This window comes from Pectobacterium sp. A5351, assembly GCF_028335745.1.
In the GTDB taxonomy this organism is placed as follows: Bacteria; Pseudomonadota; Gammaproteobacteria; order Enterobacterales; family Enterobacteriaceae; genus Pectobacterium.
The window spans coordinates 3765248-3787607 of sequence record NZ_CP116477.1 but is presented as its reverse complement, the minus strand read 5'-3'; the positions used below and the strand labels follow the sequence as shown (position 1 = coordinate 3787607).

Here is a 22360-nt window from a genome sequence, read left to right as displayed (position 1 = left end):
GAATCGATGTTTTTAGAATCGATGTTTTTAGGACTTATGTTGTTAGAACAATAGAATGAAAAAAATAGTCTTACTTCTGCCGGATGAGGCAGCAACGATCTCGTTAGGCACGGCGCTGGCGCAAGCTTGTGACGGCGCTTGTGTTATCCACCTTTATGGCGACCTCGGCGCAGGAAAAACGACGTTCAGCCGCGGGTTCCTACAGGCTCGCGGTCATCAGGGCAATGTCAAAAGCCCCACTTATACGCTGGTCGAGCCTTATGCGCTATCGCCGCTGGCGGTCTACCATTTTGATCTCTATCGACTGGCTGACCCGGAAGAGTTGGAGTTTATGGGGATCCGTGATTATCTGACGCAGGATGCCATTTGCCTGATTGAATGGCCGCAGCAGGGGGCGGGTGTGCTGCCCGAGGCGGATATCGAACTGCATTTGCGCTATCAGGATCAGGGCCGACAGGCTGAACTGTTCGCTGTCTCTGCAACGGGATACGCGATGTTACAACGTTTTTCTCTCCAGCCAGGAACAACAGAATCATGATGAGTCGTATGGCTAAGCTGTTCATCGGTGTGTGGCTGTTGCTGGCAGGGTCGGTGTGGGCTGCTAATCTGTCGGACATTAAGGTGGACAATGCTTCAGGTCAGGCGACGGTGCGTCTGAGCTTTAGCGGTCAGCCTATTTATGCTTTTTTCCCGCTGAGTAATCCTGCCAGAGTGGTGATTGATATTCGTCAGACTGGCATTATTCAGGGGCTGCCGCTGGATTTCAGCGGGCAAAATCTGATTAAGCGTGTGCGCACCAGCAATGCGCAGGATGCACAAAGCCTGCGTTTGGTGCTGGATTTGACTCAAGCGGCTAAAACGCGGGCGGTGACGCAAAAAGAAGGGACGGGTTACGTTGTTGTCTTCACCATCACCGGCGATAAAGCGAAAACGGTACCAGCCTCAACGCCCCCTGCGTCACGGCAGCAAAATAGCGCGCCGGTAGAACCTGCCAAAAATCCATTTACCAATAAGCCCACTGTCGTCGTGAATAGCAGTTCATCATCTACCCGAGTACCAGCCAGACAGAGTAATGAACGGATTGTTGTGGCGATTGATGCGGGGCACGGCGGGCAGGATCCTGGAGCGATTGGCACGAACGGATTGCGGGAGAAAAATGTCACTATTTCTATCGCCCGTAAGCTACAAGCCTTACTGAATAGCGATCCGGCCTTTAAAGGCGTGCTGACGCGCGACGGCGACTACTTTATCTCCGTCATGGGGCGTTCGGATGTGGCGCGTAAGCAGGGCGCAAACCTGTTAGTGTCGATTCATGCGGACGCCGCGCCGAACCGTAATGCCAAAGGGGCTTCGGTTTGGGTGCTGTCCAACCGCCGTGCGAATAGCGAAATGGCAAACTGGTTGGAGCAGCATGAGAAACAGTCCGAACTGTTGGGCGGTGCAGGCGATCTGTTGGCGAACAGCAGCGCGGATCCTTACCTCAGTCAGGCGGTGCTGGATCTACAGTTTGGTCACTCCCAGCGTGTCGGGTATGACGTGGCGACTAAGGTGCTGCGTGAGTTACAGCGTGTTGGGGAGTTACATAAACGGCGCCCTGAGCACGCCAGTCTGGGGGTGTTACGCTCGCCAGATATTCCTTCTTTGCTGGTGGAAACCGGGTTTATCACTAATGTCTCAGAAGAACGGCTCTTGGGGAGTGACGACTATCAGGAAAAACTCGCTAATGCGATTTATCAGGGATTGAGGGGATACTTCCAGACGCATCCGATGCAATCCGTTCCCAAAAACACTCTCCCAAAGCAGGAAAGCCGCCCACTACAGTCGGCGGCAGATGATACGGAAACGTCGGGCGGTAGCGTAACCAGAGCAAAAGCGAGTGCGGGCAGCACGCGTCATACCGTTGCACGCGGTGAAACGCTTTCTTCCATTGCCCGGCGTTATGGCGTCAGCCTCGCGGCCATGCGTGATGTGAATAAGCTGAACAAGGACATCGTCTGGGTTGGACAGCGCCTGAATATTCCGACCACAGGGGCGAAACAGACGGCACCAACGCCAGCGCTCAAAAAGGCCGCGCCGGTAAAGCATAAGGTCGTAAAGGGTGATAGCCTGAGTGCGATTGCTGCCCGTTACGGTGTTAGTATGAAGGATATCCAACAGGCGAATAATATGCGCTCCGGCACAGTACAACTGGGGCAAACGCTGATTATTCCGTCCGCCTGAGACTTCATGCTGACAATGTCGATAGATTGACGTTATTAAGAGGGATGAGCCATGCCGATTCAGGTGTTGCCACCGCAGTTGGCTAACCAGATTGCTGCCGGAGAAGTGGTTGAACGTCCGGCTTCGGTCGTGAAGGAGCTGGTGGAAAACAGTCTGGATGCAGGGGCGACCCGGATTGATATCGACATCGAGCGCGGCGGTGCGAAGCTGATCCGTATTCGTGACAACGGCTCGGGCATTGGAAAGGATGAATTAACTCTGGCGCTGGCGCGCCATGCGACCAGCAAAATCTCGACGCTTGACGATCTGGAAGCGATCGTCAGTATGGGGTTTCGCGGCGAAGCGCTGGCGAGTATCAGTTCTGTCTCCCGCTTAACCCTGACATCACGCACCGCCGAACAATCCGAAGCCTGGCAGGCCTACGCCGAAGGGCGTGACATGGCGGTGACGGTCAAACCCGCGGCCCACCCTGTGGGCACCACGCTGGAAGTACTGGATCTGTTTTATAACACGCCCGCCCGCCGTAAATTTATGCGTACCGAAAAAACCGAATTCACGCATATTGATGAGGTGGTGCGCCGCATTGCGCTGGCGCGTTTCGATGTCGCCATTACGCTGCATCATAACGGTAAGCTGATGCGGCAGTACCGTGCGGCACCGGATAAAAGCCAGTACGAACGCCGGTTGGGCAGCATCTGCGGTGCGACTTTCCTGCAACATGCGCTGGCGGTGTCATGGCAACACGGCGATCTCACCATTCATGGCTGGGTGGCCGATCCGGTTGGCGCGAAACAGCTGCCTGATATGCAGTATTGCTACGTGAACCAGCGCATGATGCGCGATCGGCTCATCAATCACGCCATCCGACAGGCTTATCAAGATCAGCTTAGTGACGATCAGCAGCCCGCCTATGTGCTGTATCTGGAGATCGACCCGCATCAGGTTGATGTGAATGTGCATCCTGCCAAGCATGAGGTTCGGTTCCATCAGGCTCGCCTGGTGCATGACTTTATCTATCAGGCGGTGATGTCCGTTCTGCAACAGGCCTCCGCGCCGGGGCTTGGTATGACGGAGCCAGAAACCGGGAAATCCGTGCAATGGCAGCAGGAAAACCGCACCGCCGCTGGCGAAAATCACTTTGCTCAGCCGTCACGTACCGATAACGCTCCATCGTATGGCGGGAAAACGCCGCGCGCGGGTCATGCCGGTCAGGCGCGGGAATCTGCCTATTCCGGCTATCAGCCGGAGAACCCATACCAGAAAAAGCAGGGCGATCTGTATAAGGCGCTGCTGCAACCGACGGATAACGCAGCAAATGTACCGCCGCCGTCTGATGAGCGTATTTCTGTACCGTCGAATCACGTGATGTCGTCGGATAGGGTTGTTTCATCCACGGTATCGCATGACGCACCGCCAAACCGAAACGCCGCGGACACGGCAGCCAGCAATAATAAGCAACGTGCGCCGGCCGAATCGCCGCTGGAAAGCCAATCGAACGGCTTTGGGCGAGTGTTGACGGTTTATCCACCGTGCTACGCGCTGTTGGAGTACCATAAGGGTTTGGCGATGCTGTCGCTTTCCGTTGCTGAACGTTATCTGAAAGCGGTGCAGTTGACGCCGTCGGAAGAGGGATTGCGGGCGCAGCCGTTGCTGATTCCGCAGCGCCTGACGCTGAGTAAATCTGAACTGAACGTTTTGTCTGCCCATCACGCCTTGCTGACGCGTTTTGGTATTGATGTACTTGTTGAGTCACAGCGTGCCACATTGCGTGCCGTACCTTTACCATTGCGCCAACAAAATTTACAAAACTTGATCTCTGAACTGATAGGCTATCTGGCCGACTATCAGACGGTTGAGACACAGCAGGTGGAACCTGGCGAATTGGCATCGTGGATGGCAACGCGATTGCAGAGCGAGCAGGAAAGCTGGAGCCATTCTCAGGCCATACAATTACTGGCGGATGTCGAGCGGCTTTGTCCGCAACTGGCGAAAGCGCCGCCGTCTGAACTTTTATATATGATGGACATTGATGATGCCATCAAGGCTTTAAAGCATGAGTGATGTAGAAAACGCGCCGTTGCCGCCCGCCATTTTTATCATGGGGCCAACGGCGTCAGGAAAAACGGCACTGGCAATGGCGTTACGAGAATATTTGCCAGTAGAGTTGATTAGCGTCGATTCCGCCCTCATCTATAAAGGTATGGATATCGGGACAGCGAAACCGAGTGCGGAAGAGCTGGCACTGGCACCGCATCGGTTAATCGACATTCTCGACCCGGCGGAATCTTATTCTGCGGCCGATTTTCGCCGCGATGCGCTACGTGAGATGGCAGACATTACCGCCGCCGGGCGCATTCCCCTTTTAGTCGGGGGGACGATGCTGTATTTCAAGGCGCTATTGGAGGGGCTTTCTCCTCTGCCGCCAGCCGATGCCGCAGTGCGCCAGCGCATTGAAGAGCAGGCACAAGAAATCGGCTGGGAAGCGATGCATCGGCAGCTCAGTGAGATCGATCCGGTAGCAGCAATTCGGATTCATCCAAATGATCCGCAGAGACTCTCGCGAGCACTGGAAGTTTTTTTCGTTTCAGGTAACACTTTAACTGAACTGACAAAAACGTCTGGCGACGCGCTGCCCTATCAGGTTCATCAGTTTGCTATCGCCCCGGCGACGCGTGAATTGTTGCATCAGCGAATTGAACAGCGTTTTCACCAGATGTTGGCGGCGGGGTTTGAGACAGAAGCCCGGACATTGTTTGCCCGGCACGACCTGCATACGGATATGCCCTCTATTCGTTGCGTGGGTTATCGCCAGATGTGGTCATATTTATCCGGTGAAATTGATTACGATGAGATGGTTTATCGGGGTATTTGTGCGACGCGTCAGCTCGCGAAGCGGCAAATGACCTGGCTACGCGGTTGGGATGATGTCTACCGGCTGGATAGCGAAAAGCCGACTGAAGCACTGGACAACGTTATGCAGGTCATTAAGGCATAGGTTTGTTAGTGCATAGGTTGAGTGATTGTGTACAATCGGTGAGTCTCAGCGTGCAAGTTTTTTACACCGTTATTTTAGAACCATAGGGTTCTTTGTTACAAACAACATACAAATAAGGAAAATATAGAATGGCTAAGGGGCAATCTTTGCAAGATCCGTTCTTGAACGCTTTGCGTCGTGAACGTGTTCCGGTTTCGATTTATTTGGTGAACGGTATTAAGCTGCAAGGTCAGATCGAATCTTTCGATCAGTTCGTGATTTTGTTGAAAAACACGGTAAGTCAGATGGTTTATAAGCATGCCATCTCTACAGTTGTTCCCTCTCGTCCTGTATCTCACCATAGCAACAATCCAGGCGGCGGCAGCAGCAATTATCACGGTAACAACACGGCGGCTTCGCAGCAGTCGCAGGACGCTGATGACGCCGAATAAGGCGTATTGTCAATTCACCACGGCGCGGGAGAGCTGGACGCATCGCTCGGCTCCTTCGCTGTGGTGTTTTTTGCTCGTTTGAGAGGTTACTCGCTTGTTTGACCGTTATGAATCAGGTGAACGGGCCATATTAGTTCATATTTACTTCTCGCAAGATAAAGATACGGAAGATCTGCTGGAGTTCGAATCTCTGGTTTCTTCTGCCGGTATTGAATCCTTGCAGGTGGTTACTGGTAGCCGTAAGGCTCCTCACCCCAAGTATTTTGTCGGGGAAGGCAAAGCAGAAGAAATTGCTCAGGCAGTAAAAGAAACCGGCGCGTTTGTCGTGCTGTTTGATCATGCGTTGACGCCAGCTCAGGAACGTAACCTGGAGCGTTTGTGCGAGTGCCGGGTGATTGACCGTACCGGACTGATTTTAGATATTTTTGCCCAGCGTGCGCGTACGCACGAGGGGAAATTACAGGTAGAACTGGCACAGCTGCGCCACCTTGCGACCCGATTGGTTCGCGGCTGGACGCACCTTGAGCGTCAGAAAGGCGGTATCGGTTTGCGTGGCCCGGGTGAAACCCAGCTTGAAACCGACCGTCGTTTATTGCGTAACCGTATCACTCAGATACTGTCGCGTCTTGAGCGGGTAGAAAAACAGCGTGAACAGGGGCGGCGCTCGCGGGTTCGTGCCGATGTCCCCACCGTTTCGCTGGTGGGCTATACCAATGCGGGTAAATCCACGCTGTTTAACAAGATTACATCGGCGGGCGTCTATGCTGCCGATCAGTTATTTGCCACACTGGATCCCACATTGCGCCGCATTGAAGTGGATGATGTTGGTGATACGGTGCTGGCGGATACCGTAGGTTTTATCCGTCAGTTGCCCCATGATTTGGTGGCTGCGTTTAAGGCTACACTACAGGAAACACGTCAGGCCTCGCTGCTGTTGCACGTTGTTGATGCTGCCGATCCTCGTCTTGACGAGAACATTGAGGCGGTTAACGACGTGCTGACGGAAATCGAGGCGGATGAAATACCTGCGCTGTTGGTAATGAACAAGATTGATATGCTGGATGATTTCGTTCCGCGTATCGATCGCAACGAAGAGAATCTACCGGTACGGGTCTGGCTTTCAGCGCAGACCGGCGACGGTATTCCGTTGCTATTTCAGGCATTGACTGAGCGGCTTTCCGGGGAAATCGCGCAATATACCTTGCATCTTCCCCCGCAGGCAGGACGCTTGCGTAGTCGTTTTTACCAGCTTCAGGCAATAGAAAAAGAATGGATTGAAGAGGATGGGCAAATTGGTTTGGTTATTCGTATGCCGATTGCTGACTGGCGCCGCCTCTGCAAAAAAGAGCAGGAACTGATGGACTATATTGTCTGATTTGACTGGCAGAAGCAGTCTGAACGGTGAAATAGTCTGACGGGCTCTGGGATATTGAACCTGAAGAACACCTATCATAAAGAATGGAGCTAAAACATGGCGTGGAATCAGCCCGGTAATAACGGACAAGACCGCGACCCGTGGGGGAGCAGCAGCAATAATGGCGGCAACTCTGGCGGAAATAACAATAAAGGTGGCCGAGATCAGGGGCCGCCGGATCTGGACGACATCTTCCGTAAGCTGAGCAAAAAACTCAGCGATCTGGGTGGCGGAAAAGGTTCTGGCTCAAGCAACAGCGGAAATTCTGGCGGCCCAGCACTGGGTGGCCGGATCGTCGGTATCGCTGCCGTCGCTGCGGTTGTCATCTGGGCTGCTACGGGTTTCTATACCATTAAAGAAGCGGAACGCGGTGTCGTCACGCGCTTTGGTAAATTCAGCCATTTGGTGGGGCCTGGCCTTAACTGGAAACCGACCTTCATTGACTCTGTTCGCGCCGTGAACGTCGAGTCGGTGCGTGAACTGGCGACGTCGGGCGTGATGTTGACGTCAGACGAGAACGTCGTGCGCGTTGAAATGAACGTGCAGTATCGTGTCACGCAGCCAGAACAATATCTGTTCAGCGTGACCAATGCGGATGACAGCCTGCGTCAGGCAACTGACAGCGCGCTGCGCGGCGTGATTGGTAAGTACACGATGGACAAAATTTTGACGGAAGGCCGTACTATTGTGCGTACGGATACCCAGCGCGTACTGGAAGAAACCGTTCGTCCGTACAACATGGGGATCACGCTGCTGGACGTCAACTTCCAGACCGCGCGTCCGCCGGAAGAAGTGAAGGCCGCGTTTGACGATGCGATTGCTGCTCGTGAAAACGAACAGCAATACATTCGTGAAGCGGAAGCGTACGCGAACGAAGTGCAGCCGCGTGCTAATGGTCAGGCTCAGCGTATTCTGGAAGAGTCTCGCGCTTATAAAACCCGTACCGTTCTGGAAGCTCAGGGTGAAGTTGCCCGTTTTGCCAGAGTCTTACCGGAATATAAAGCGGCACCTGAAATCACCCGCGAGCGTTTGTATATTGAAACCATGGAACGCGTGCTGAGCCACACCCGTAAAGTTCTGGTCAATGACAAAGGGGGCAACCTGATGGTGCTGCCGTTGGATCAGATGCTGCGTGGACAAGGCAGTGACAATACGCAAAGCAATAACAGTAGCAGCGCTAATCCACTGCGTTTGCCTGGCAACAGCAGCGGTGCGACCAATAGCAACCAGACGCGCAGCAGCAACAATGGAAATATCATGGATCAGCGCAGAGCCAATGCGCAGCGTGATGACTTCACTCGAGTAGGGAGAGAATAATCGATGCGTAAGCCCTTACTATTTATCCTGATCCTGGTACTGATGGTGGTCTATGCGTCACTGTTTGTGGTGCAGGAAGGCCAGCGCGGCATTGTGATGCGTTTTGGCAAAGTATTGCGTGATGACGACAATAAACCGCTGATCTATGCACCGGGATTGCAGTTCAAGATTCCGTTTATCGACTCAGTGAAAATGCTGGATGCGCGTATCCAGACGATGGAAAACCAGGCTGACCGCTTTATCACTAAAGAGCAGAAAGACCTGATTGTCGATTCTTACCTCAAATGGCGTATTAGCGATTTCAGCCGCTACTATCTGGCAACGGGCGGTGGTGACATCTCTCAGGCTGAAGTTCTGCTGAAACGTAAATTCAGTGACCGTCTGCGTTCCGAGATTGGTCGTCTGGATGTAAAAGGCATTGTTACCGACTCACGTGGGCAACTGATGTCCGACGTGCGTGAAGCACTGAATACCGGTACGGGGGAAACCACCGAAGCCGATAATGCGATTGCTTCTGCTGCTGCGCGCGTTGAGAAAGAAACGACGGGCAACGAGCCTCATATCAACCCTAACAGTATGGCTGCACTGGGGATTGAGGTTATCGATGTGCGAATTAAGCAAATCAACCTGCCAACGGAAGTCTCTGACGCGATTTACCAGCGTATGCGTGCAGAGCGTGAAGCGGTAGCGCGTCGCCACCGTTCACAAGGTCAGGAAGAAGCTGAAAAGCTGAAAGCGGCGGCAGACTATGAAGTCACTCGTACGCTGGCTGAAGCTGAACGTCAGGGACGTATCACCCGTGGTGAAGGGGATGCCGAAGCGGCGAAACTGTTTGCGAATGCATTCAGTGAAGATCCTGACTTCTACGCTTTTGTTCGTAGCCTGCGCGCGTATGAAAGCAGCTTCAGTAATAATCAGGATGTGATGGTTCTCAGCCCGGATAGCGACTTCTTCCGCTACATGAAGTCACCGGATAGCAGTATGGCACCACGCCGCTGATAGTCATTAACTGACGTTTTTCATCAAGCCCGGGTCTTTCTCGGGCTTTTTTTTGTCATTTGCTGGCAGAGAAATATCCAAAGGCTTGTCCTGCTCAAATCGGATGCAGGAAAAAGGGGTTGTTATGAATTCAACGATTTGGCTGGCACTTGGGCTGGTTTTGGTGCTCGAAGGATTGGGGCCGTTGCTGTTTCCCCGCCTCTGGCGGCGTATGATTTTGGGTATCGCGCAGCTGCCGGACAATGTTTTGCGCCGTTTCGGCGGCGGAATAGTTGTTGCTGGGTGCGTGATCTACTACATGTTGCGTAGCCGGATGGGCAGCTAGAATTACGCGGAAAAATGTGCGCAATCGTGTGCTAAAAGTACTGAAAGCATCCAAATGAGATGGTAGAATCCTTTTTTAAGCAACCTGGTGATTCTTGAAATGGGTAAGAACGTCGTCGTACTGGGCACCCAATGGGGTGACGAAGGTAAAGGCAAGGTCGTTGACCTGCTGACTGAACGGGCTAAATATGTTGTGCGCTATCAGGGTGGACACAACGCTGGCCACACGCTGGTTATCAACGGTGAAAAAACCGTACTTCATTTAATTCCTTCTGGCATTCTGCGTGAAAATGTTGTCAGCATCATCGGTAACGGTGTTGTGCTGGCACCTGACGCATTGATGAAAGAAATGACGGAGCTTGAAGCGCGTGGCGTCCCGGTACGCGAACGTCTGCTGCTTTCTGAAGCTTGTCCGTTAATCCTGCCTTATCACGTCGCGCTGGATAACGCCCGTGAGAAAGCGCGTGGTGCGAAAGCAATTGGTACGACTGGCCGTGGTATCGGTCCTGCGTATGAAGATAAAGTTGCTCGCCGTGGCCTGCGCGTTGGCGATCTGTTTGATAAAGAAACCTTTGCCGTCAAACTGAAAGAGATCGTCGAATACCATAACTTCCAGTTGGTTAACTACTACAAAGCCGACGCGGTCGACTACCAGAAAGTGCTGGACGATGTGCTGGCGATTGCTGACATCCTGACTGCGATGGTGGTTGATGTTTCCGATCTGCTGTACAAAGCGCACCTGCGTGGCGATTTCGTCATGTTTGAAGGCGCACAGGGTACGCTGCTGGATATCGACCACGGTACTTATCCGTACGTGACTTCCTCAAATACCACGGCGGGTGGCGTTGCTACCGGTTCTGGTCTGGGGCCACGTTATGTAGACTATGTGCTGGGTATCGTTAAAGCTTACTCTACCCGTGTGGGCGCAGGTCCATTCCCGACTGAGCTGTTTGAAGAAGTCGGTGAGCACCTGTCTCAGAAAGGTAATGAGTTTGGCGCGACAACAGGTCGCCGTCGTCGTACTGGCTGGCTGGATGCAGTTGCCGTGCGTCGTGCAGTACAGATCAACTCGCTGTCTGGCTTCTGTCTGACCAAGCTGGATGTTCTGGACGGCCTGAAAGAGATTAAAATCTGCGTAGGCTATCGTTTGCCGAATGGCACCGAAGTGGATACCACTCCGCTGGCTGCTGAAGGCTGGGAAGGTCTTGAGCCGATTTACGAAACGATGCCAGGCTGGTCTGAAAGCACGTTTGGCGTGAAAGATCACAGTAAACTGCCGCAGGCTGCGCTGAACTACATCAAACGTATCGAAGAAATTACGGGTGTGCCGATTGATATTATTTCTACCGGCCCAGATCGTAGCGAAACGATGGTGTTGCGCGATCCGTTCGACGCTTGATTTTGCCACCCATTATTAATGGGTTATGCGAAGATGAAAAAGGACGGGATTCCCGTCCTTTTTGCTATCTACTGTTTAACCGTTGCGATGTGCACGACAACGGTTTCCACCTGTTATTCCTGAACTGCCTTCGCCTTCTGCGCTTTGTTCTTCAGGCCATCCAGCAGCTTATTGTGGATGTTGCTGAATCCGCCGTTGCTCATCACCAGAATGTGGTCGCCAGGCTGTGCGGTCTTGACGATGTTGTCTACCAACGTGTCAATATCCGCGCTCCAGTGAGCAGGTTGTACGCAGGCTTCCGCGACTTCTACGACCTGCCACGGAATGTGTGCTGGCTGGAAGAGGAACACTTCATCTGCACGGCCTAATGACGGTGCCAGCTCGTTTTTACACATCCCCAATTTCATGGTGTTGGAACGGGGTTCAAGCACGGCCAAAATACGCGCCGTGCCGCCAACCTTGCTGCGTAGCGCCGACAGCGTCGCCAGAATCGCGGTAGGGTGGTGTGCAAAGTCGTCATAAACTGCGACGCCATGCGCCGTACCGCGTAATTCAAGGCGTCGGCGCGCGTTGATAAATCCACCCAGTGCGCGGCAGGCATCTGCGGGTAGCACGCCGACGTGGTGCGCGGCGGCGATGGCCATCAACCCGTTATGCATATTGTGTTCACCCACCAGCTTCCAGTGGACTTCACCGACGAGTTCATTGTTCAGGTAAACCTGGTATTGGCTGGCATCGATCGACACTTTCTGTGCCCGCCACGTGCCTTCTTCGCCAACCAGTTCTTGCTCACTCCAGCATCCCATTCCCATCACCTGTTTGAGGTTAAGGTCGTTGGTTGGCAGGATGATTTTCCCGCTGCCCGGCACCAGCCGCACAAGGTGATGGAACTGTTTCTGAATGGCTTTCAGATCGTCAAAGATGTCGGCGTGATCGAACTCAAGATTGTTGAGCACCAGCGTTCTTGGGCAGTAGTGTACGAATTTGGAACGCTTGTCGAAGAATGCACAATCATATTCATCGGCTTCGAGTACCATGAACGGGCTGTCGCCCAACCGTGCGGAAACGGTGAAGTTGCCGGGAACGCCACCGATCACAAAGCCGGGCTGGTAGCCGCACTCTTCCAGAATCCAGGTGACCATCCCCGCCGTGGTGGTTTTGCCATGCGTTCCTGCAATGGCAATCACCCAGCGATCGCGCAGCACATAATCATGCAGCCACTGTGGACCGGAAACATAAGGTAATCCCTGTTCCAGTACGGCCTCGACGCACGGGTTTCCGCGCGTCATCGCATTACCGATGATGACCAAATCAGGCGCGGGGCTAAGCTGTGCCTGATCGTAGCCCTGAATCAGCGTGATTCCCTGTTCTTCAAGTAAGGTACTCATGGGGGGATAAACATTTGCATCTGAGCCCGTGACGTCATGCCCCAGTGAACGAGCAAGCAGGGCAAGGCCACCCATAAAGGTGCCGCAGATACCTAAAATATGAATACGCATACATTTTCCATCTTCACAGTGAGTCTGCGTCACATTCTAACGCTATGAATCCGCCATAAGAAATGGATTTGACTAGGTACTCACTTTCTCTTTGGGCTACACTGCATGCGCAAACGTTGGCGGTGCAGAAATGAAACCGCTTTTCATCCGTAGATTCTGGAATAGTGTTATGAAAACGTTAGGCGAATTTATCGTCGAAAAACAGCACGATTTCTCTCACGCCACAGGTGAGCTTACCGCGCTGCTGTCTGCTATTAAACTGGGTGCCAAGATTATTCACCGTGATATCAATAAAGCGGGTCTGGTTGATATCCTGGGTGCCAGCGGCATTTCTAATGTTCAGGGCGAAGTGCAGATGAAGCTCGATCTGTATGCCAATGAGAAACTGAAAGCGGCATTAAAAGCGCGTGGTGAAGTGGCAGGTATTGCCTCCGAAGAAGAAGATGAAATTGTTATCTTTGAAGGTGATAAGGCGGAAAATGCCAAGTATGTCGTTCTGATGGATCCGCTGGATGGCTCGTCGAATATCGATGTGAACGTCTCTGTCGGTACCATTTTCTCTATTTATCGCCGTATTACGCCGCTGGGAACCTCAGTCACGGAAGCTGACTTCTTACAGCCGGGTAGCCAGCAGGTTGCGGCGGGCTACATTGTTTACGGTTCTTCCACCATGCTGGTGTACACCACGGGTCACGGCGTTCACGCCTTTACCTACGATCCGTCGCTCGGTGTATTCTGTCTCTCGCATGAAAAAGTTTGCTTCCCGGAAAAAGGGAATATGTATTCCATCAACGAAGGGAACTACATCAAGTTTCCTGTCGGCGTGAAGAAATACATCAAATACTGTCAGGAGCAGGATGAAGAGACGCAGCGTCCTTATACGTCGCGTTATATCGGCTCACTGGTGGCGGATTTCCACCGCAATCTGCTGAAAGGCGGAATTTACCTGTATCCGAGCACGGCGAGCTACCCGAAAGGCAAACTGCGTTTGCTGTACGAATGCAACCCGATGGCGTTTCTGGCGGAGCAGGCGGGCGGTAAGGCCAGCGACGGTAAAAACCGTATTCTGGATATCACGCCGGAGAAACTGCACCAGCGCTCACCGTTCTTCGTCGGGACGGAATCGATGGTTGATGATGTTGAACGTTTCATCCGTGAATTCCCAGACGCTTAATTAGCGCTTTCCCGTGTTGCTGGGCTCTCTGCCAACGCGGGATGACTTTATGGCGTGCTATCCAGTACGCCATCTTTGTGGTTCATCGTAACCCGCGTTTTTTAGTGTTGTGCCTCGAACCAGCTTTCCAGAATAATCACCGCAGAGGCCGCGTCTACGCTCCCTTTATCCAGTGCTCTAAAGCCGCCACGTTCGAAGAGATCCGCGCGCGCTTCTACGGTACTCAAGCGTTCATCGTGTAACTCAATCGCGACGCCAAAACGGCCATGCAGTCGGTTAGCGAACTTTCGCGCCCGTGCCGTCAGCGGCTGTTCGGTGCCATCCATATTGAGCGGTAAACCAACGACGACCAGATCGGGCTGCCATTCTGACAACAGCTTCTCCACTTTTTGCCAGTCTGGGATCCCTTCCTGCGCTTTGAATGAGGTCAGCGGCCGCGCCGTACCAGTAATCTCCTGACCGATGGCGACACCGATACTTTTTGTCCCAAAATCAAAGGCAAGAATGGTTCTGCTGGTCATTAGGCATGTCCTGCTTCAGTGGAGATGTTATGAATATCGATGCCCAATTTTCTGGCCGCTGCCCGCCAGCGTTCGGCAATCGGCGTATGGAACAAAATGTCTTTATCGGCCGGCGTGGTCAGCCAGGCGTTCTCCAGCAGCTCTTCTTCCAACTGGCCGTTCTCCCAGGCGGAATAGCCTAAGGCGACCAGCGTATTTTTCGGCTGATTAGGCGTCCCCAACGTTTCCAGCACGTCTTTTGACGTGGTGATCATGGTGTCCTCAGAAATACTGATGCTGGAGCCAAAGCCGGGGCAGGGCGTATGCAGGATAAAACCCCGATCGTCCGCCAGTGGGCCGCCCATGAAGACGGGTTTATCTAATCGAATGGCAGGATCGCGCGGTGTCGGATCTATTTTTAGCTTGTTCAGCACATTTTCCACGGAAAACTGATCCATCGGTTTGTTGATGATCAGCCCCATGGCTCCGTCTTCATTATGTTCGCAGATATAGACCACCGAACGTTTAAATACAGAGTCCTGTAGTGCTGGCATAGCAATGAGGAAGTGATGCTGTAAATTCATTGTGTATTTTTATCGATATCCGTCAGCGTTGGAGAAACGGCCCGTATTGCGCGGGCCGAGTGGTGTGTCAGGTGTCTCTGGTATTAGCGAGTACGTGCAGCCAGACGTTTTTCAATGGCGTCCATCAACATACCGGTGATGGAAACATCCGGGTAGGCCGCTTCGATTTCACGTACGCAGGTCGGGCTGGTGACGTTAATTTCTGTCAAACGGTCACCGATGATGTCCAGACCGACGAAAATCAGGCCTTTGGCTTTTAACGTTGGGGCGACGTCACGGGCGATTTTCCAGTCGCTTTCGGTTAGCGGACGTGCTTCACCACGGCCACCGGCGGCCAGATTACCGCGTGTCTCACCGCTTTTCGGGATACGCGCCAGGCAGTAAGGAACGGGTTCGCCATCGACCACCAGTACGCGTTTGTCGCCATCTTTAATCGCAGGCAGGTAGTTTTGCGCCATGCAGTAACGGGTGGCGTGTTCGGTCAGCGTTTCGATGATGACCGAGACGTTGGCGTCGTCCTGCTTCAAACGGAAAATAGACGCGCCGCCCATGCCGTCCAGCGGCTTGAGAATGACGTCACCGTGTTTTTCATGGAACTGACGCAGCTTATCGGCACGACGTGTGACGAGCGTATCGGGAGTCAGATGTGGGAACCAGGCGGTGAACAGCTTCTCATTACAATCACGCAGGCTTTGCGGTTTGTTGACGATCAACGTGCCTTTCTCTTCTGCGCGTTCCAGAATATAGGTGGCGTAGATGAACTCCGTATCGAACGGCGGATCTTTACGCATCAGCACCACATCCAACTCTTCCAACGCAATGTCCTGCTCGCCGGAGAAATCGTACCAGCCGTCGTAATCGTACTGGACGCTCAGGCGACGGGTTGTCGCACGGGCGACGCCCGCGTGCATGTAGAGATCGTTCATCTCCATGTAATGCAGTTCCCAACCACGGCGCTGTGCTTCCAGCAGCATGGCAAAGCTGGTGTCTTTCTTGATATTGATGGTGTCAATCGGGTCCATCACGATACCGAGTTTGATCATTCTTTTCTCCTTTACCCCAAATCGCCGAAACGTACCTGTAAGGCGGTAATGGCGGTGAGTGCGGTGGTTTCTGTGCGCAAGACGCGTGGCCCCAACAGGATATCAGTGAATCCGTGTTCTGAGGTCATGGTAATTTCATCGGTGGTGAGCCCGCCTTCTGGCCCTATCAGCAATCTGATCCGTTCTACCGGCAGCGGCAGTGTATTGATGCTTTGTGTGGCGCGCGGATGCAGATTTAATTTCAACGCATTGTCTTGTTCCGCACACCAGGCTTCCAGCGTCATCGCTGGCCGCACCTGCGGCACACAGTTGCGGCCAGATTGTTCACAGGCGGCAACCGCAATTTTCTGCCACTGGCTAATTTTTTTCTCCATACGCTCGGCATCCAGCTTTACGCCACAGCGTTCGGAAAGCAGCGGGGTAATCACATTGACGCCCAGCTCGATAGATTTCTGGATAGTAAACTCCATTTTTTCGCCGCGCGACATCACCTGTCCCAGATGTAAATGTAGGGGCGATTCTTTATTTTCCAACTTACCTGCTGTGAAGCGAACGCGCACACTCTTTTTGCCGGCCGCGATGATTTCCGCATCAAAGACATGATTGCTGCCATCAAATAGCTGCAATGCCTGTCCTGTATTCATGCGTAACACGCGACCAACGTGATTGGCGGCATCGTCGCTCAGTTCGACTTCACCGCCGTTAAGGGAAAGCGTTTCGGGATGAAAAATGCGTGGTACTCGCATACTGGATTAAGACCTTTGAATGAAATTAATCGGCACAGGAACGCCAGAAACAGGCAACACCACCGTCATCTGACGGCGGCTTTGCTGGAAACCGATTCGCTATAGTAGGTAGACGAACTAGCGCTGGCAAGCTTGTTGAACGTAGGGATTCGGGTTTCCCTGTTTTGCGGCGATGCGCTGATTGCGGGTACATTCCCACTGGGTGACCGGGTACTGCTTATCCCAGGCTTCGAACAGCTGAGTTTGCTGACTGGACAAGCGTAACTGATAGCGATCGCGCATGTAGAAATAGGTACGGGCGATCTGGCCGCGAGCGCGAGCAGGTGGCTCTGCCAGATTGTTTTTAAAATCGATCTTCATCTCGCATTGGCCGTACTGGGATGTACCACCGTTCCACTGCCCATACATCGCATTGCCGCGATCGCCGTTTACCTCGCCGATAGCCGGTTGCAGGTTATGCAAATCGGTTTCCATCTCACGGTAGACGGGGTCGCTGCTACAGTTCTTTCTTCCGCCATCCTGCCAGCACTGGCGCTGGTGGCCGAACTGCCAGGCAGGCACAACGTGTTCCCATTCGATACGGCTGGCACGCTGTTCATTTTTTCTGACCTGATAGCCGCAGGATTCAAGGTCGGGAGTGCCTTTCTTGCCTTGCCATGTAATTTTGCAGCCGCAGTAAAACGAACCCGGCGCATCCCGGTTGATTTCGACTGCGGCGGCTTTTGCCTGCGAAAAATTATTGATGTTCTGACCTAACGCGGTGGCCGAAAACAGCGCCGCGCCAACGGCGGAGATAGCGAGAATTTTGCGTAGCATATTCCAAATAATCCACAGGCTGTAAAGTTGGCAGACTACCGGATGTCTCGTCGGCAGGCAAATGCAAAAGCAGTTTTTAAAACTGGAAATTCCCTTTTAAATAGAACTTGTTACATCATGACGTAAGGTTTTCCCGCAACGACGGCAGCGATATTCTGTTTCGCCGCGCAGCACCCGATTGTGTCGGCGGATCGTCAGTTCATGCCGTTGGCAATCGCACAGGTAGGTGAAGGTTTTCCCCTGTACGGATTGTACCGCAAACCGATGCGTGCGTTTTGCCGGAACACGCAGAACGTTTTCCATCATCCAGCGCCATTCTTTGCCATGTGGCGCGACACGGCCAAAACGCGCGTAGACTAGCAGATGGGCCAGTTCATGAGGCACCACCTCATCGATAAAGGCTTGCTGATTTTCCTGCAACAAAACGGGATTCAGCCGAATTTCCCAATGTTGCAGCCATGCCGTTCCTGCCGTAGCACCACGCTGCTGGTAGTTTACCGTTGGCTCAGTGTAGTCAGTTTGCAAAGTGAGGTTGGCCTGCTGCAATTTATCACGCAGACAGCGCATCACAGCCTGATGGCTGGCAATGGGGATTCGGGGTGTGTTCATATTCGGTGAGGATAAAGTGAGTAGCAGGGAGACGCAATAGGTGACGCGGAGGGAATCAGAATGAAAAACGGCGAATTCTCATTCGCCGTTTCAGACAGTTGGCAAACTTATTTGTCGAACGAAAACGAGAGTAACGGAATAGAAGAGTAAAGCGTTTGCGCCAGGGATGGCGCAAGCCGAGCGCACAGGGATGTGTTCACAGCGTCTTTACGATCTATCCGTTGCTCTCGCGCTACGGACTTTATCAGTAACCTCAAACAGCGAATCTTCATTCGCCGTTTGGTCTTTATTGCATCGCCGGATTACAGGCCTGCGGCCTCGCGCAACTGTGCGGCTTTGTCCGTTTTTTCCCACGGGAAATGTTCACGGCCAAAGTGACCATAGGCTGCCGTTTCCTGATAAATCGGATGCAGTAGATCCAGCATCTGGATTAAGCCGTAAGGACGCAGATCGAAGAATTCGCGCACCAGCAGCGTCAGTTGCTCGGTAGACACTTTCTCTGTACCGAAGGTTTCGATCATGATAGAGGTCGGTTCTGCTACGCCAATAGCGTAGGACACCTGAATTTCGCAGCGATCGGCCAGGCCAGCCGCGACGATATTCTTGGCAACATAGCGCGCGGCATAGGCAGCAGAACGGTCTACTTTAGACGGATCCTTACCGGAGAATGCACCGCCGCCGTGACGCGCCGCGCCACCGTAGGTATCAACGATGATTTTACGACCGGTCAGGCCGCAGTCACCCATTGGGCCGCCGATAACAAAGCGTCCGGTTGGGTTGATGAAATATTTAGTGTTGGCAGACAGCCATTCTGCAGGCAGAACCGGTTTGATGATCTCTTCCATCACCGCTTCATGCAGATCTTTCTGGCTGATGTCTTCTGAATGCTGGGTAGACAGTACTACGGCATCGATGCCGGCAATCTTGCCATCGTCATACAGGAACGTAACCTGGCTTTTCGCATCTGGGCGCAGCCACGGCAGAGTGCCACTCTTACGCACTTCTGACTGACGCTGAACCAGACGGTGCGCGTAAGTCACTGGGGCAGGCATCAGCACGTCGGTTTCATTGGTCGCGTAGCCGAACATCAGACCCTGATCGCCTGCGCCTTGTTCCAACGGATCGGTACGGTCAACGCCTTGATTGATGTCTGGAGATTGCTTGCCAATCGCGCTCAGTACGGCGCAAGAGTTGGCATCAAAGCCCATTTCGGAATTGACATAACCGATATCACGCACGGTACGACGGGTAATTTCTTCAATATCGACCCAGGCGCTGGTGGTGATTTCGCCACCGACTAACACCATTCCGGTCTTTACATAAGTCTCACAAGCGACACGCGCTTTTGGATCTTGCTCCAGAATGGCGTCGAGAACCGCATCAGAAATCTGGTCAGCAATTTTATCAGGGTGTCCTTCAGAGACTGACTCGGACGTAAAAAGGTGTTTAGCCATGAGTTTCTTTACCTTCAAATCAAAGCCGTTAAGCAGTGTATCAGTTAATCGGTATATACCCGTAATACTTCAAGCCGCAGATGCGTTGGCTGCGTTCACTCACCCGAATCACTTACCTGAGTAAGCTCATCGGGATTCCCTCTCTTGCCGCCTTCCTGCAACTCGAATTATTTGGGGTATAGACGGATTAACATCTGGATGGCTATTCTAGGTCACCTTTTGGTCTCAGTGCCAGTAGTTTTTCGTATTAGCTCACCGTCGTCCTTTTATCATCGGCTGTTTTTTCTTTTACAAGAGATGACTGGCGGCAATTTTCATTTTGCTTTTCCAGTAGCATGTAGGTATAAACGGCGAGCGGTAATGCAATCCGCGACATCTTGAATTTCTTATTGATAGCTGACCGCATAACCTGCGGCGCACGTGGAGGTGGTAGGATTAATGATCCGTTGTTTACTGAGTATATTGCGTTCGCAATATGTCCCTTTTGACGCTATCGCGTCCGCGACTCAACCCTTCTTTTCCGTTTCCCGATGTAGCCTGTCTTTAAATTCGACACAGGACTCCAGGGCTGGTTAATCCGCCTGTTATTCTTTCTGCCAGAAGCGGTTAACGCCTTTCTGGTCACGTTCGCCCGGTGATTTTCACAACGAGTTTTATCGACCCGTAACACGGAGCCTGACAACGTGTTTTACACTAATAAGAGTAATAAAGTGACGGCATACTTCACTACGCCGGTTTTTTCACTGTCGACGCCGCATGTTGCAGGTATGCTCATGTGGGCGGTTTATTCAGGTACTGATGTGATCAGCAGTTTAGAAAAAGAAGAGGTTCGTTATGTCTGACGACATGATTCATCACGGCTCGTCAGCGACGGGTAAACATGAAAATTTGCGCTCTATGCAGGAGGTTGCCATGAATGACCGTAATGCCAGCGAAATGCTTCGTACCTACAATATTGCCTGGTGGGGCAATAATTACTATGACGTCAATGAGCTCGGCCACATTAGCGTGTGTCCGGATCCTGACGTACCAGAAGCTCGCGTCGATCTGGCCAGACTGGTCAAAGATATGCAGAAGGACAACCATCAGCGCTTGCCTGCGCTGTTCTGCTTTCCGCAAATCCTTCAGCACCGCCTGCGTTCAATTAACGCTGCGTTTAAACAGGCTCGTGAATCCTTTGGCTATGAAGGTGGCTATTTTTTGGTTTACCCCATCAAGGTTAACCAGCATCGTCGCGTGATTGAGTCACTGGCGAACTCCGGTGAACCGTTGGGTCTGGAGGCCGGTTCAAAAGCGGAACTGATGGCCGTTCTGGGCCACGCCGGTATGACGCGCACGGTGATCGTGTGTAACGGCTACAAAGACCGTGAATACATTCGTCTGGCACTCATCGGTGAAAAGTTGGGCCACAAGGTGTATCTGGTCATCGAGAAGATGTCTGAAATTCGTCTGGTGCTGGAAGAAGCCGAGCGTTTGAATGTGGTGCCGCGTCTTGGCGTCCGCGCGCGTCTGGCTTCTCAGGGCTCGGGCAAGTGGCAATCCAGCGGTGGCGAAAAATCCAAATTTGGTCTGGCGGCGATTCAGGTGCTGCAACTGGTTGAGATGCTGCGTGAAGCGGGGCGGTTGGATAGCCTGCAACTGCTGCATTTCCATTTGGGTTCGCAACTGGCGAATATCCGCGATATCGCGACGGGCGTGCGTGAATCCGCGCGTTTCTATGTCGAGCTGCATAAGCTGGGCGTGAATATCCAGTGTTTTGACGTCGGTGGTGGTTTGGGCGTGGACTATGAAGGCACGCGCTCTCAGTCCGATTGTTCAGTGAACTATGGCCTGAATGAATACGCCAACAACGTGATTTGGGGCATCGGCGATGCCTGTAACGAACACGGGCTGCCGCATCCTACGGTGATCACCGAATCCGGTCGTGCGGTAACCGCGCACCATACCGTGCTGGTTTCCAATATTATCGGGGTGGAACGCAATGAGTTCAGCGAACCTACCGAGCCTGAAGAAGATGCGCCGCGCGCGCTGGAGAGCCTGTGGTCGACCTGGAAGGAAATCAAGCAGCCAGGAAAACGCCGGTCGCTGCGTGAGTGGCTGCATGACAGCCAGATGGATTTGCACGATGTGCATACCCAGTACACGCACGGCATGTTGGATCTGACACAGCGTGCCAAAGCGGAGCAGCTTTATCTGAGCATCTGCCAGATGATTCAGGAGCAGTTGGATCCGAGCAACCGCGCGCACCGGCCGGTGATTGATGAATTACAGGAGCGCATGGCTGACAAGCTGTATGTCAACTTCTCACTGTTCCAATCCATGCCGGACGCATGGGGTATCGATCAGCTGTTCCCGGTGCTGCCGCTGGAAGGGCTGGATAAGCAGCCTGAGCGTCGTGCTGTGCTGCTGGATATCACCTGTGATTCTGATGGCACGATCGATCATTATGTTGATGGCGACGGCATTGCGACTACGATGCCAATGCCGCCTTACGATCCAGAAAACCCGCCGCTGCTGGGCTTCTTTATGGTCGGTGCCTATCAGGAAATTCTGGGGAACATGCATAATCTGTTCGGCGATACCTCGACTGTTGACGTGTTTGTCTTCCAGGACGGCACCGTTGAGATTGAAGAATCCGACGAAGGGAATACGGTTGCCGACATGCTGGAATATGTGCAGCTTGACCCTGAAGTGCTGATGGCCCGTTTCCGCGATCAGGTTAAAGAAACCGATCTGGATGCTGAACTTCAGGCGCAGTTCATGGAAGAGTTTGAGTCTGGGCTGTACGGCTATACTTATTTGGAAGACGAAGAATAAGTGTGACTGACGAAGTAAA

The 22360-nt window shown here is 52.9% G+C and carries 21 protein-coding genes; 13 read left to right on the top strand and 8 right to left on the bottom strand.

All coding sequences use genetic code 11. The features are described from left to right. Window positions 1–55 precede the first annotated feature (55 nt). The 10 genes from tsaE to O1Q74_RS17345 all read left to right on the top strand — a co-directional run bounded on the left by tsaE (window position 56) and on the right by O1Q74_RS17345 (window position 11099). Window positions 56–538: a tRNA (adenosine(37)-N6)-threonylcarbamoyltransferase complex ATPase subunit type 1 TsaE gene (gene tsaE / locus O1Q74_RS17390; RefSeq protein ID WP_271874820.1), complete on the top strand. Its 483-nt coding sequence runs from the start codon at window positions 56–58 to the stop codon at window positions 536–538. Further along, window positions 535–2220 (top strand): N-acetylmuramoyl-L-alanine amidase AmiB, encoded by a 1686-nt coding sequence (gene amiB / locus O1Q74_RS17385; RefSeq protein ID WP_271874819.1) that lies wholly within the window; start codon window positions 535–537, stop codon window positions 2218–2220. The genes tsaE and amiB overlap by 4 nt, the downstream gene beginning before the upstream one ends. Window positions 2221–2271: 51 nt before the next feature. Further along, entirely contained in the window at window positions 2272–4281 is a 2010-nt protein-coding gene (gene mutL / locus O1Q74_RS17380) for a DNA mismatch repair endonuclease MutL (RefSeq protein ID WP_271874818.1), read from the top strand. Beyond that, complete coding sequence (gene miaA / locus O1Q74_RS17375) at window positions 4274–5215, top strand: tRNA (adenosine(37)-N6)-dimethylallyltransferase MiaA (protein WP_271874817.1); 942 nt, start codon at window positions 4274–4276, stop codon at window positions 5213–5215. Before mutL ends, miaA begins: the two co-directional genes overlap by 8 nt. A gap of 128 nt (window positions 5216–5343) precedes the next feature. Next, window positions 5344–5646 carry an RNA chaperone Hfq gene (hfq, locus tag O1Q74_RS17370; RefSeq protein ID WP_271874816.1) on the top strand — a complete coding sequence of 101 codons (303 nt, stop codon included), beginning with the start codon at window positions 5344–5346 and terminating at the stop codon, window positions 5644–5646. A gap of 94 nt (window positions 5647–5740) precedes the next feature. Beyond that, window positions 5741–7021 (top strand): ribosome rescue GTPase HflX, encoded by a 1281-nt coding sequence (gene hflX, locus O1Q74_RS17365; protein ID WP_225085872.1) that lies wholly within the window; start codon window positions 5741–5743, stop codon window positions 7019–7021. A 96-nt stretch (window positions 7022–7117) separates the two neighbouring features. Further along, window positions 7118–8377 (top strand): FtsH protease activity modulator HflK, encoded by a 1260-nt coding sequence (gene hflK, locus O1Q74_RS17360; protein WP_271874815.1) that lies wholly within the window; start codon window positions 7118–7120, stop codon window positions 8375–8377. A 3-nt stretch (window positions 8378–8380) separates the two neighbouring features. Continuing rightward, a complete protein-coding gene (gene hflC, locus O1Q74_RS17355; RefSeq protein WP_180742961.1) occupies window positions 8381–9376 on the top strand; it encodes a protease modulator HflC in 996 nt (331 codons plus the stop codon). A 124-nt stretch (window positions 9377–9500) separates the two neighbouring features. Beyond that, entirely contained in the window at window positions 9501–9701 is a 201-nt protein-coding gene (locus O1Q74_RS17350; RefSeq protein WP_180778747.1) for a DUF2065 domain-containing protein, read from the top strand. 99 nt (window positions 9702–9800) lie between these two features. Then, window positions 9801–11099: an adenylosuccinate synthase gene (locus O1Q74_RS17345; RefSeq protein ID WP_102118525.1), complete on the top strand. Its 1299-nt coding sequence runs from the start codon at window positions 9801–9803 to the stop codon at window positions 11097–11099. 113 nt (window positions 11100–11212) lie between these two features. On the opposite strand, the gene mpl is transcribed toward O1Q74_RS17345, so the two are convergent. Continuing rightward, window positions 11213–12598 (bottom strand): UDP-N-acetylmuramate:L-alanyl-gamma-D-glutamyl-meso-diaminopimelate ligase, encoded by a 1386-nt coding sequence (gene mpl / locus O1Q74_RS17340; protein WP_271874814.1) that lies wholly within the window; start codon window positions 12596–12598, stop codon window positions 11213–11215. Window positions 12599–12767: 169 nt separating this feature from the next. On the opposite strand from mpl, the gene fbp reads away from it, so the two are divergent. Beyond that, window positions 12768–13772 carry a class 1 fructose-bisphosphatase gene (gene fbp, locus O1Q74_RS17335; protein WP_010285800.1) on the top strand — a complete coding sequence of 335 codons (1005 nt, stop codon included), beginning with the start codon at window positions 12768–12770 and terminating at the stop codon, window positions 13770–13772. Window positions 13773–13873: 101 nt separating this feature from the next. Here fbp and ruvX read toward each other — a convergent pair whose 3' ends face one another. From ruvX to metK, 7 genes are all read right to left on the bottom strand, one after another. Then, window positions 13874–14293 carry a Holliday junction resolvase RuvX gene (gene ruvX / locus O1Q74_RS17330; RefSeq protein WP_271874813.1) on the bottom strand — a complete coding sequence of 140 codons (420 nt, stop codon included), beginning with the start codon at window positions 14291–14293 and terminating at the stop codon, window positions 13874–13876. Next, window positions 14293–14856, bottom strand: a complete 564-nt coding sequence (locus O1Q74_RS17325) for a YqgE/AlgH family protein (protein WP_271874812.1) — start codon at window positions 14854–14856, stop codon at window positions 14293–14295. Before O1Q74_RS17325 ends, ruvX begins: the two co-directional genes overlap by 1 nt. Before the next feature lie 83 nt (window positions 14857–14939). After that, window positions 14940–15899, bottom strand: coding sequence for a glutathione synthase (gene gshB / locus O1Q74_RS17320; protein WP_010285797.1), 960 nt, complete (start codon window positions 15897–15899; stop codon window positions 14940–14942). 11 nt (window positions 15900–15910) lie between these two features. Continuing rightward, complete coding sequence (rsmE, locus tag O1Q74_RS17315) at window positions 15911–16645, bottom strand: 16S rRNA (uracil(1498)-N(3))-methyltransferase (RefSeq protein ID WP_271874811.1); 735 nt, start codon at window positions 16643–16645, stop codon at window positions 15911–15913. Window positions 16646–16762: 117 nt separating this feature from the next. Continuing rightward, window positions 16763–17461, bottom strand: a complete 699-nt coding sequence (gene endA / locus O1Q74_RS17310) for a deoxyribonuclease I (RefSeq protein ID WP_271874810.1) — start codon at window positions 17459–17461, stop codon at window positions 16763–16765. Between the two features lie 96 nt (window positions 17462–17557). Beyond that, on the bottom strand, window positions 17558–18070 hold the full coding sequence (locus O1Q74_RS17305) for a SprT family zinc-dependent metalloprotease (RefSeq protein ID WP_271874809.1): 513 nt from the start codon (window positions 18068–18070) through the stop codon (window positions 17558–17560). A gap of 302 nt (window positions 18071–18372) precedes the next feature. Continuing rightward, entirely contained in the window at window positions 18373–19524 is a 1152-nt protein-coding gene (gene metK, locus O1Q74_RS17300) for a methionine adenosyltransferase (protein ID WP_225085861.1), read from the bottom strand. Between the two features lie 683 nt (window positions 19525–20207). Here metK and O1Q74_RS17295 point away from each other — a divergent pair. Both O1Q74_RS17295 and speA read left to right on the top strand, forming a co-directional pair. Then, window positions 20208–20366: a hypothetical protein gene (locus tag O1Q74_RS17295; RefSeq protein ID WP_271874808.1), complete on the top strand. Its 159-nt coding sequence runs from the start codon at window positions 20208–20210 to the stop codon at window positions 20364–20366. Further along, window positions 20359–22341 (top strand): biosynthetic arginine decarboxylase, encoded by a 1983-nt coding sequence (speA, locus tag O1Q74_RS17290; protein ID WP_271874807.1) that lies wholly within the window; start codon window positions 20359–20361, stop codon window positions 22339–22341. The genes O1Q74_RS17295 and speA overlap by 8 nt, the downstream gene beginning before the upstream one ends. The last annotated feature ends 19 nt before the right edge of the window (window positions 22342–22360 follow it).